General features: G+C 69.0%; 10 protein-coding genes. 1 reads left to right on the top strand and 9 read right to left on the bottom strand.

Annotation, left to right across the window (positions count from 1 at the left end; genetic code table 11):
* Window positions 1–37 precede the first annotated feature (37 nt).
* The 9 genes from LzC2_RS18025 to deoC form a co-directional block, all read right to left on the bottom strand.
* On the bottom strand, window positions 38–280 hold the full coding sequence (locus tag LzC2_RS18025) for a FeoA family protein (protein WP_315854737.1): 243 nt from the start codon (window positions 278–280) through the stop codon (window positions 38–40).
* Entirely contained in the window at window positions 277–570 is a 294-nt protein-coding gene (locus tag LzC2_RS18020; protein ID WP_171189422.1) for a FeoA family protein, read from the bottom strand. The genes LzC2_RS18025 and LzC2_RS18020 overlap by 4 nt, the downstream gene beginning before the upstream one ends.
* A 138-nt stretch (window positions 571–708) precedes the next feature.
* Window positions 709–2,868 carry a cation:proton antiporter gene (locus LzC2_RS18015; RefSeq protein ID WP_171189421.1) on the bottom strand — a complete coding sequence of 720 codons (2,160 nt, stop codon included), beginning with the start codon at window positions 2,866–2,868 and terminating at the stop codon, window positions 709–711.
* A gap of 138 nt (window positions 2,869–3,006) precedes the next feature.
* Window positions 3,007–3,831: a hypothetical protein gene (locus LzC2_RS18010; RefSeq protein WP_171189420.1), complete on the bottom strand. Its 825-nt coding sequence runs from the start codon at window positions 3,829–3,831 to the stop codon at window positions 3,007–3,009.
* Window positions 3,832–4,100: 269 nt separating this feature from the next.
* Window positions 4,101–4,979: a fumarylacetoacetate hydrolase family protein gene (locus LzC2_RS18005; protein WP_171189419.1), complete on the bottom strand. Its 879-nt coding sequence runs from the start codon at window positions 4,977–4,979 to the stop codon at window positions 4,101–4,103.
* 106 nt (window positions 4,980–5,085) lie between these two features.
* On the bottom strand, window positions 5,086–6,519 hold the full coding sequence (locus LzC2_RS18000; RefSeq protein ID WP_171189418.1) for an AAA family ATPase: 1,434 nt from the start codon (window positions 6,517–6,519) through the stop codon (window positions 5,086–5,088).
* Window positions 6,519–8,030, bottom strand: coding sequence for a pyridoxal phosphate-dependent decarboxylase family protein (locus LzC2_RS17995; RefSeq protein WP_171189417.1), 1,512 nt, complete (start codon window positions 8,028–8,030; stop codon window positions 6,519–6,521). The genes LzC2_RS18000 and LzC2_RS17995 overlap by 1 nt, the downstream gene beginning before the upstream one ends.
* Before the next feature lie 98 nt (window positions 8,031–8,128).
* On the bottom strand, window positions 8,129–8,449 hold the full coding sequence (locus LzC2_RS17990; RefSeq protein ID WP_171189416.1) for a hypothetical protein: 321 nt from the start codon (window positions 8,447–8,449) through the stop codon (window positions 8,129–8,131).
* An 87-nt stretch (window positions 8,450–8,536) separates the two neighbouring features.
* Window positions 8,537–9,310 (bottom strand): deoxyribose-phosphate aldolase, encoded by a 774-nt coding sequence (gene deoC / locus LzC2_RS17985; protein ID WP_171189415.1) that lies wholly within the window; start codon window positions 9,308–9,310, stop codon window positions 8,537–8,539.
* 130 nt (window positions 9,311–9,440) lie between these two features.
* Between deoC and LzC2_RS17980 the strand changes: the two genes are divergently transcribed.
* Window positions 9,441–10,151 (top strand): hypothetical protein, encoded by a 711-nt coding sequence (locus LzC2_RS17980; protein WP_171189414.1) that lies wholly within the window; start codon window positions 9,441–9,443, stop codon window positions 10,149–10,151.
* The last annotated feature ends 150 nt before the right edge of the window (window positions 10,152–10,301 follow it).

Below are 10,301 nucleotides of genomic sequence, written 5' to 3'. Positions count from 1 at the left end.
GGGGGGGACGTCGACACGTTCAATTCAGCTTGGTAATTCAGCTTGGTTCGACGATCACGCGGGCCGCTTCGGTTTTTCGCAGGGAGATCCGATATCCGCAGACGGAGAACTCCAACGGATCGCCCAGGGGGGCCGCCCGGTGGAACACGATTTCCTCGCCGGGGATCAGTCCCATCTCCATCAGGCGGGCGGCGAGGGAATCGTCGCCGGTCACGTCCACGATGCGGGCGGGACGACCGGAGGGAAGCTCGGCGAGAGTCAGCGGGGCGGAGTCGTTCACGCCGGCGCCGTCGCCACCAGCACCGTCGTGCCGCTGTCCGGCCGAAAGCAGAACCGCTGCGTGCCCAGCGCCAACAGCGACGGCGGACCTTCCCGCAGCACGCGAACGGCGGCCCCGATTCGCAGGCCCAACTCCTCCAACCGATGCACGGAAGGCGGATCGCCGAGGATCTCCGCCACGGTGCCGGATTCCCCGGTTCGCAGCAGGTCCAGGGGAATCAACGTCCCCGCGGCCAACGCGGCCGCGGTGGGACAGGGATCGTCGTGTGACGAGGCGGGAGCGAGCGGCATGCAGCGTCGCGGGCGGGAGGGGTGAGACGGAATCTCAACATCGGCACTCTACGGTGCGGCCGGACCGTCGTCCATTCCGCAGGCACCGTTGTCATAAACCGAACGCGGCGAGCCGTGGGAGGCGGGAAGCCCGACGGTTCACCCGCCCAACTGCGGCGGCTTGAGATCCATCCGGCTGTCGTCGTCGTCCAGTTCGCCGGCGAGTCCGGTGCCGGCGGACATCGCCTTCGGCTTCGGATCTTCGGCGACGTCCGGCGGAACCAGCGAGAGCAACGTGTCGCCCGCCGCCGGTTCGAGCTTCAGTTCCGCCACGTTGACGCGCAGGCGCCGGTCGTCGGGCGGGCCGGTGAGGCGGAACAACACCACCGCCTCCGCCCCGTTCATCCGCAGAAACGCGGGGTAGTCGAAGGCCTCCGTGATGCGGGTTTCTTTGACCGTGGCGCCGCGGTCGAAGAGGTCTTCAAGCGTTTTGTAGGTCACGCCCTCACGGAACAGCGGACGACCGTGCGGACGTTCGGCGCCGCTGCCGCCGTCCTTGGCGCCGTTCGAGGGCTGGGGGGCGAGCTGGTAGCACCCGCTGCGGCCGAACAGGTGGGCGAAGTTCTGGGCTGCGAGGCTGTTCACCTCGTCGTTCGGCGTCATCGCCAGCACGCGGCCGAGACCGGCGGGTTCGACGCGATTCGTGATCTTCTCCGACAGCACGTTGCCGTGGATCATGTCCAGTCCCTCCAACCGGGCGACGGAGACGTTGCGGCGGTTCGAATCGATCAGTCGGACCACGAATCCCTTCTCCTGCAGGGCGACCGCGATCGCCCGGACCACCGGGGAGCCGCCGAGGAACAGCACGCCCTGCGGGTTCGCCACGGCCAGACCCAGCCGACGGGCGACCGGAGCCGCGGTGAGGCCGTACAGCGCGACGGAGGCGCTGATGACGAGGAACGTCAGCGGAACGAGCCGTTCGCTGTCCTCCAGCAGCCCTTCCCAGCGGACAAGCTCCGCGGGGGCCGTGTCCGTGGAATGCAGGGCTTCCTCCGCGTCGTGCCGGAGTTCGAGGGCGAACACGCTCGCCACGGCCGCCGCCACGATTCCGCGGGGGGCGAGCCAGGACAGGAACGACTTCTCCTGCAACGTCAGCGGGGTGAACAGCGTGCCGAGGAACACCGCCGCCGGTCGCACGATCAGCACCAGGAAGGCGATGAACGCCGCCGCCCCCCAGCCGAGATCGAGAATGCTCTGCGGTTCCAACTGCCCCGCCAGCACCACGAACAGCACGCTGATCAGCAGGACGCCGAGATTCTCCTTGAACTCCACCAGCGGTTCGATGCTGAATCGCTCCTGGTTCGCCATCCAGACGCCCATCACCGTGACGGTGACCAGGCCGCTTTCGCTTTGCAGCACGTTGGAGGCCGCGAACCCCAGCAGCACGGCGCCCAGCGCGACGGGGTTTTGCAGGTAGTCCGGCACCCAGTGACGTTGGAACAGAATCGACAGCGCCCAGGCCAGCCCGCAGCCGAGCACCCCGCCGATCAGGATGACCTTCGCGATCGTCAGCGGAATGACGACCGTGGCGCTGCCGTGGCCCAGCACCACCGCCTCGAACGCCAACACGGCCAGCACGGCGCCGACCGGGTCGATCACGATGCCTTCCCACTTCGCCACCGCCCCGACGCGACCGTTCGGGCGGATCTGACGGAGCAGCGGAACGATGACCGTCGGCCCGGTCACGGTGAAGATCGAGCCTGCTAATATCGCCAGCTCCCAGGTGTCGAACACCAGGAACTTCGCCGCGACCGCGGCCAGCACGCCGGTGATCGCCGCCCCCGCGGTGCAGAGGCCGAGGGCCGCGGAGCCGATCTCCCGCAGTTCGCGGAATTTCAGGCTCAATCCCCCCTCGAACAGAATCACCGCGACGGCCAGCGCGACGGCGGGCGTCAGCAGACGTTCCGGGATGACGGCGCCGCCGCCGGGGCCCTGCAGGGGGCTGTCCTCAGAGTCGGTCTCCTCGACTTGACCGGCGTCCCCGGGGTCAGCCTCGCCGGGGGCCGGCTCCTCGATGAGGCCGGTCTCGCCCCGTTCGTTCTCGGGAAGTTCGCCGTTGACCAACTCCTGATCGCCGGCGGCGACGGCCTCGGCGGCGCCTTCGGTCACGCCCTCCACCGGATCGCCGACCGGCACGCGGCCGAACAGGAACCCGGCGGCCAGCAGCAGCAGGATCGCCGGCAGCCGCATGCGCCAGGCGACCCATTGGGCGGCGACGCCCACCGCCACCACGCCGGCGAGATACAGAAGTGGAGACACGCGGCAGGCGGGATCGAATCACGGCGAACGAACCGGGACTGTCCCCGGTCGCTCATCCTAACACGGCTTTCGGCGAGCCTCACGCGGGTGGAATCCCCATCGTTGGCCGGCAGGCTTCGCGGCGACGGTGATCGTGGCTCAGCGGGTCGGCTGCAACGCGCCGCCGAGCGTCTGCCGCTGGTACTCGCGGAAGGTGACCATGCGCGTCTTCGGCGAGGCCAGCCGCGCCCGCCATTCGGAGATCAACTCGCGATCACGCGGGTCGAGTTTTTCTTGAAAGCTGTGCTCCGCCGCGTGTCGCCGGGCCGGTCGCACCGGGTCGTCGGCGAGCGTGCGTTCGATCCGCTGCGGCACCACGCCCCGCTCCCGCAGTTCGTCGTGCAGCGGGGGATAGACGTAGGGGAACAGCTTGCCGGGGCCGAGCGTCCAGTTCAGCTTCGCCGTCCAGTCGCGGAAGTCCCAATAACTGGAGGAGATCGACGGCCGGCCCGGGGTCGCATGGGTGAAGCGATACGTCAGCGGCCCGCCGACGAACGTCGTGCGGTTCGCTTCGGTCTCGTCCGTCATCTCGTACCGCGGGGTGAGCTGGAACGTGAGACTCTCCGCGAGCGCCGGCGACTCCGGCCCCAGCTCCGCGATCGCCTTCTCCGTCTCCTTCCGGCCGACCTCCAGCAAGCGGGCCAGTTCCTCCAGCTTCACCGTGCAGGCGAGGTCGCGGCGGGTATCGAGGATGACGAACTCCGCATCCGCCGGGTCGAACCGCACCACCTGGCCGGATTCCACCGCGTGATCCCACGCCTGCCCGGCGTGGAACAGCGTGAGGCTCCGCGACACCTCGATCGGCCGCGCCCCGGAGATATCCGAGACCGTGGTGAACACCCGGAAGTCCTGGGCGGACGAGGTCGCGGGGGAAACGCACGGCAGTGCGGCGGCGAGCAGCGTCGCGGCGAGGGAGGCGCGCATGGGGAGTCCCGAGGAGAAGCGGAACCCGGGTGTTAGCGGACCGCCCGCCGATCCGACAACGCCGGGTCCGCGGCGATCCATTGCCCCCCTCGCCCCTTTTTTGGGGGAGAGGGGCTGGGGGTGAGGGGGCTTGAAGCGCCCGATCGCTGGTCGCGTCCGCCGACTCCCCGATTGTCCCCAGAACAATACCGGGTGAAGGTTCCCCACCCTCACCCCCGGCCCCTCTCCCTGAGGGAGAGGGGAGAAGGGGGCTGCCATCTCTCCAAGCCTCATTTCTCCGCGACGAAGCGGGTCCGTAGCGTGCCCAGCGGGCCGATCGTGACTTCGGTCGTCGCCCCGTCCGTGATCCACACCGGCGGTTTGCGGGCGGCGCCGACGCCCGCCGGGGTGCCGGTGAAGATCAGATCGCCCGGTTCCAGCGTCATGATCTTCGTCAGGTGCGCGATGATCTGGGGCAGATTGAACAGGAAGTCCGCGGTGCAGCCGTCCTGCATCACGGCGCCGTTCAAGGTCAGCTTGACCGGCCAGTCGTGCGGGTCGCCGGCTCCGCCGTCCTCGACCCCGCCCGCGGTCACCAGGTACGGCCCGGTCGGGGCGAAGCCGTCCGGCGTCTTGCCCAGCAACCACTGCCCGCCCGGCCGTCCCTTCTGCCAGTCGCGGGCGCTGACGTCGTTGCCGTTCATGTAGCCGGCGACGTGGCTCATTGCGTCGGCCTCGCTGACGTGCTTCCCTGTTCGACCGATGACGACGACCAGTTCCGCTTCGAAGTCGACCTGCTCGGAGACCTTCGGCAGCGTGACGGTCGCTTCGGGGCCGCGGATCGTGTTGCCGAACTTGCCGAAGACCACCGGCTCGGAGGGGATCGGGCTGTTGGTCTCCTCCGCGTGGTCCCGGTAGTTCAACCCGATGCAGAGGACCTTGCCGGGATCGGGGATCGGGGCGAGGACCGTCCCCGCGACGAACCGCCTGCCGGCGACGCCGGTCGCCAGGGCCGCCGCGGCCCGACTCAGGCCGTCGTCCAAGGCCAGCAGCGCCCGCACGGAGGTCGGCAGGCTCTCGTCGACGGCGTTCAGATCAACGAACCGTCCGTCATCGGCGACGGCGACCGCACGCGGGCCGCTCTCGGTGGACAGGGTGGCGAGCTTCATCGGGACGAGCCTGTGGAGGACGGACGGGGCGGGAAGCTAACCCGATCCGCCCGCGAGGGCACGCGGCCCGGTTCCGCCCTCGCCTCGGTTCAGCCCTCGTCTCGGTTCAGCCCTCGCTCAGGCTGCCGAAGCCCACGATCGCCCCGCTGCGTTCGCCGCTGCGGGTCAACTCGGCGCGGGCCTCGTCGAAGTCGCGCATCGTCAGCGGCAACGGCTCGACCGGCCGGCGGCTCTCATCTTCCAAAGCGAACAACGCCGCGCGGGCGATCCACTCCTTCAGAAACGCCTGCGACGCCCCGCGGCTGTCCTCGGCCAACTGCGGCACATCGAGCGCGGTCGCATCGAATCGGCGGAGGTAGCGGCGGAGGTATTGCTCCCGCAACTGGCTGTCGGGCGGGCCGAAGTACACGCACTGTCCGATTCGCCCGGGGCGATCTTTCACGGCTCGTTCGACGCGGTCGATCGCGTTCGTGGTGAGGATGAACGAGACCGCATCCTCCGGCCGGAAGCCGTCCATCTCGTCCATCAGATCGCCCAACGCGGCGGCGTCCGGGTTCAACTCGCGCTCCGCGAAGGCCAGATCCACGTCTTCCAGAATCACCAAACTCGGGGAGAGCAGGCGGGCGATGCCGCAGACGCTTTTGACGTGCTGCAAACTGCGTCCGGCGACGATCAGCGCCGTGACCCCCGTCAGGGCGCCGACCAAATAGCGGCAGGTATACGTCTTCCCGGTGCCCGGCGGGCCGTGGAACAGCAGCCCGTGCGACAGCGGCAATCCCAGCCGTCGCAGGTCGTCATGCCGCTCCCGGCGATCGATGAGGTTCCGCTTCAACACCGGCAGCGTCGCCGGATCGAGCACGATGTCCTCCGGCGCCATCGCCTCTCGCGATCGGAACCGAAACCGCGGCTCCGGCACGCTGGGACCGGTGCGATAGCGGAAGCCCCCGTCGTCGGTCTCGATCGGATCGAACCGGACCTCCATCAGGGCGTTCCGATAGACGCTGTCCCGCTTCGCGACGGCTTCCCACTCGGCCATCAGCGCCTGAGCCGCTTCGAACGTTGGGGCGGCGACCTCCGCGGTCGTTTCGCCGACCGACCGCACCCGCCAGGCGGCCGGGGAGGACTCGTTCGTCCGCACCCAGACATGATCCGCCGCGAGCCATTCGACCTGGTCCGGGCCGACGTCCTGCTCGGACCGCGGGGCGGGGATCTGCGTTGCGCGCTGCTTGCCGGCCAGCAGGTCGATCAGATCGCAGGATTCCGCCCGGTCGATCGCCACGGCGTCCGGCCCCGCGAGCGTCGCCGCGGCCCGGTGCAGATCGACGAATCGCCAGGCGGGGAACTCCTTGGAAACGACCCGCATCCCCCGCGCCCGGCGCCCGAGCACGCTCCGCACGTTGCGGCGACCGAGCAGCCGGTCGACCGTGCGACGCGGGACGCTGTAGTCGAAGAACAGCCAGATCGCCGTGATCAGCGCCATGCCGCCGACGATGACGCCCAACAGAACCGCGAACGGCTCAATGACGTTCCAGGCCCACATTAGCGGCGCTCCGATAAGGCTCGGCCGCGGGTCCGTAGTTCGTTCAAGAGTTCGTCCAAGTGAGCCTCCGTCGTGAGCGGGTTCATCACCGTGCACCGCAGCGCCGGGACGCCGTCTTTGGCGGTGGGGACGATATAGAATCGACCGCTCCGCACGAGATCCCGCCGCAAATCCTGCTGGAACCGGCCGAGCGTCGCGTCGTTCGCATCTCTCAAGCAGGCAGGGACGTACCGGAACGCGACGATGTTGCACTGCGGATCGTTGAGCGGCTCGAAGTCCGCCGCGGCGTTCAGCTTCTCATACAGCGACCGGGTGAGAGCGAACGTGACGTCGACGAGATCCGTGAACAGCTGCTCGCCGAAGGTCGCCCATGTGCCCCACAGGCCCAGCGCCGCGGCTCGTTTGGTGCATTCGAGCGTTTTCATGCCGCTGTCGTGCTCCGCGAGTCCGGGGTCCGACGGGTCGAATAAATAGGGGGCGTCCTGCCGAAACGCCTCAAACCGATGCTCGCGGTTTTTATAGAACACGAACGCGCACAGCGCCGGGACGAACAGCATCTTATGGGCGTCCCAGATGACGCTGTCCGCCCGCTCGACGCCGTCTAATAAATGTTTATGCGTCGGGGAGAACGCCGCAGCGCCGCCGTGGGCGGCGTCGACGTGCATCCACACGCCATGCTTCTCGCAGACGTCCGCGACGGCGTTCAGATCGTCGAACGCCCCGATCGGCGTGGCGCAGGCTCCGGCGGCGACCGCGACGATCGGCACGCCCTCCGCCCGCAGGCGGGTTAGCGTTTCATCCAAGGCTGACGGATCGATCTGCCGGCGGTCGTTCAACTCGGCTTTGATGACGTTCCGCGTACCCAGTCCCAGCAGCCCCGCGGACCGCGCGATGCAATAGTGGCTCTCCCCGTGGGCGACGAGGACCGGTTGCGGCCCCGACCGCGGCACGCCCTCTTCCCAGCATTTCTTGAAGAGCACGTTGCGAGCGGTCAGCAGGCAAGTCGTGTTGGCGAGGCTCCCGCCGTGAGTCACGAACCCGGCGAACGATCCCGCGTCAAAGCCGAGCTTCTCCCCGAGCGCCGCGACGCAGGCCTCCTCCGCGGCGCTGGCGAACGGGCCCATTTCATAGATCGCCATCGGCTGGTTCGTCACGCTGCCGACGGCGTCGAACAGCCCCGCGATCGGCACGCTCGCGGGCACCTGATGACCAATATACCGCGGCGAATGCAGGTTCTGGCCCCGCTTCAGGATCTCGCCGACCAACCCCCGTACCCGATCGGCGACTTCGTCGTTCGATCCGACCGGTTCGCCCCGCAATGCCGCGGTCGCGGCGGCGATGTTGTCAGCCGGGGCGTTCCAGTTGAGGACCGGTCCCTCGCCGGACAGGCTCTCGGCGAGGTGATCGGCCAGGGCATCGCTGACCGCATGGCCGGAGTCGCGGAACAGTCCCGCGTCGTACGCCGGGGCGATGCGGGCACGGGCGGCGGCGAGGGAGTCGGGTGGGGACATCGGGGCATCGTAAGCGAGCCGGGGGGCTTGTCCCCCCGGACCGGAGCGCAGACGGCGGTTCGCTCCACTCACCGGTCCGGGGGGATGAACCCCCCGGCTCACGATTCCTCCAAGGCAGCGAACCACTCCGCATAGGGCGTGTTCTTCGCCATGTGCCGGTTGAGGTCGGGGGCGCCGTCGGTCCACCAGACCGGGCCGCGTTCGCCGAGGTTCGTCTTCGCCTCGTTCACCGCGGCGCGGGCGGCTTTCAGCGTGTCCGCATCCTCGGCCCGTTTCGCAACGCCCACGGCCCGGCGGGCGGCCATCAGTTCGTTCACCAATGCTTGGCGCCGCTCCTCAGACAGCGACGGATCGGAACGTCGCCACAGCCGACCGCGGACGACGAAGTAGCGGCCGTCCGGGGTGACGGGGTGTTCCATATCGAAAACATAGCAACCCGACGCGTCAGCGAGGGACGGGACCGTATGGTGCCGGCCGATGGCCGATTCCCTCGCTGACGCGTCGGGTTAGTAGGAACTGTCGTCCGATTGCTCCGCCCATCGCCGGGGCAAGCCGAGGCGGTCGCTGGCTTCCCCGAGAATCGCCGCGGTGCCGCTCATGCCGACGCGGGTGACGCCCAGCGCCCGCACTTCGAGCAGTCGGTCCAGCGTTTTGATGCCGCCGCTGGCCTTCACCTCCACGCCGGGCGGGGCGTGGGCGAGCATGAGTTTGAGGTCGTGATCCGTCGCTCCGCCGGGACCGAAGCCGGTGCTGGTCTTCACCCAGTCGGCGCCGGCGACCCCGCAGAGTTCGCACAGCTTTGCCTTCTGAGCGTCGTTCAAATGGCCCGTTTCAAAGATCACTTTGGTCTTCGCCCCGACCTCGCGGGCCGCGGACGTCACGCCGGCGATGTCGCGGCCGACGTCGTCCCAATCCCCGCTGAGCACGCGGGAGACGTTGACGACCATGTCCAGTTCGACGGCGCCGTCCGCCAGCGCCGTGCGGGCCTCTGCGGCTTTGATCGCGGCGGCGTTCAACCCATGGGGGAAGCCGATCACCGTGCCCGTCTTCACCCCGGTCCCGGCGAGGCGGCGGGCGACGTCGGCAATTTTGTGCGGAGAGACGCAGACGCTCGCGACGCCGTAGGCGGCGGCGAGATCGCAACCGCGGTCGTAGTCGTCGTCGGTCAGCGTCGGCGCGAGCAGGGCGTGGTCGATCAATCCGGCGAGGTCTTCCAGCGACCAGTCCGACGGCGTCGCGGCGGACTGGGATGCGACGAGGGAAGAGGTGAGATCGAGCATGGCGCCATCGTATCGCCGTCGATCCGCTTCGCCGTGCGGCGCGGGCTCTGATGCGGGGAAAGGTCGCGGGCGGGCAGGGGGACCGGATAGGCTCGTGGCGTTCGCACCATCCCCTTCAGATTTCGATTCGATGCCCGCCGCCCGCCTGACGCCCCCCCGCATCGCGGTTCTCGCCGCCGCCCTGGTCTTCGTGCCTTCGCTGCCGTCGGCGTTCGCCCAAGGCACGGCAGCCCTGAACGTGCAGGCGGAGAAGCTTCAGGCGGAATACGTCCGCGGGGCGGTCGATCTGGCCACCGAGTACGAGAAGGCCGGCGACCCCGCGGCGGCGATCGCGCTGCTCGAAGGCGTTCGCAAAGTGCTGCCGGACGCCCCCGGCCTAAAGGAGAAAATGGATGCGTTGCAGGACGACGTGCTGAGTGCCGGCGAGACGGCCCTGTCGATCGAGGCGCCGACCGACTGGGTGCCCGTCGCGCAGGTTCGGAAAGGGGCGGCCTTCCGCTTGGCGGCTACGGGCAGCTATCGGATCGAGATGCGCGGCGCCGCGACCGTCGACGGCCTGCCGCACGGCGACGCCGCCGCCGGGTTGATGCCGGACCACCCGCTGGGGGCGCTGATCGGGGCGTACGTCGACCCCACCGCGGCCCAGGGCCGCGGCGCCCGGGACCGCGGCAAGAAGGAATTGCCGAAGGTGTTCCCCGTCGGCAGCAAAGGCGAGGTCGAACGCACCGCCGACGAGTCCGGTCTGCTGATGGTGCGCTTGAACCTGCCGCCCGGCGCCAAGGTGACGGGCAAGTTGAAGCTGATGATGAGCGGTCAGATCACCCCGGCCGACCGCCGCTGAGCGAACCGACCCCTTGTGCTCCCCTCTCCCTCAGGGAGAGGGGCCGGGGGTGAGGGTGGGGAACCCTCACAGGCTTTCGAGCAGAAGATCGAAGCGACTGGAGCGGGCGGACAGCCAAGCGTCGCTGAACGTTGTCAGCCCCCCCACCCC

The organism is Alienimonas chondri, assembly GCF_013036045.1.
GTDB lineage: Bacteria > Planctomycetota > Planctomycetia > Planctomycetales > Planctomycetaceae > Alienimonas > Alienimonas chondri.
This window is presented reverse-complemented; position numbering and strand designations above follow the sequence as displayed.

What these genes read in the sequence shown, in the direction of transcription:
- LzC2_RS18020 (WP_171189422.1), bottom strand. Translation starts at nt 570, where the DNA reads ATGCCGCTCGCTCCCGCCTCGTCACACGACGATCCCTGTCCCACCGCG.
- LzC2_RS18010 (WP_171189420.1), bottom strand. Translation starts at nt 3,831, where the DNA reads ATGCGCGCCTCCCTCGCCGCGACGCTGCTCGCCGCCGCACTGCCGTGC.
- LzC2_RS18005 (WP_171189419.1), bottom strand. Translation starts at nt 4,979, where the DNA reads ATGAAGCTCGCCACCCTGTCCACCGAGAGCGGCCCGCGTGCGGTCGCC.
- LzC2_RS18000 (WP_171189418.1), bottom strand. Translation starts at nt 6,519, where the DNA reads ATGTGGGCCTGGAACGTCATTGAGCCGTTCGCGGTTCTGTTGGGCGTC.
- LzC2_RS17995 (WP_171189417.1), bottom strand. Translation starts at nt 8,030, where the DNA reads ATGTCCCCACCCGACTCCCTCGCCGCCGCCCGTGCCCGCATCGCCCCG.
- LzC2_RS17990 (WP_171189416.1), bottom strand. Translation starts at nt 8,449, where the DNA reads ATGGAACACCCCGTCACCCCGGACGGCCGCTACTTCGTCGTCCGCGGT.
- deoC (WP_171189415.1), bottom strand. Translation starts at nt 9,310, where the DNA reads ATGCTCGATCTCACCTCTTCCCTCGTCGCATCCCAGTCCGCCGCGACG.
- LzC2_RS17980 (WP_171189414.1), top strand. Translation starts at nt 9,441, where the DNA reads ATGCCCGCCGCCCGCCTGACGCCCCCCCGCATCGCGGTTCTCGCCGCC.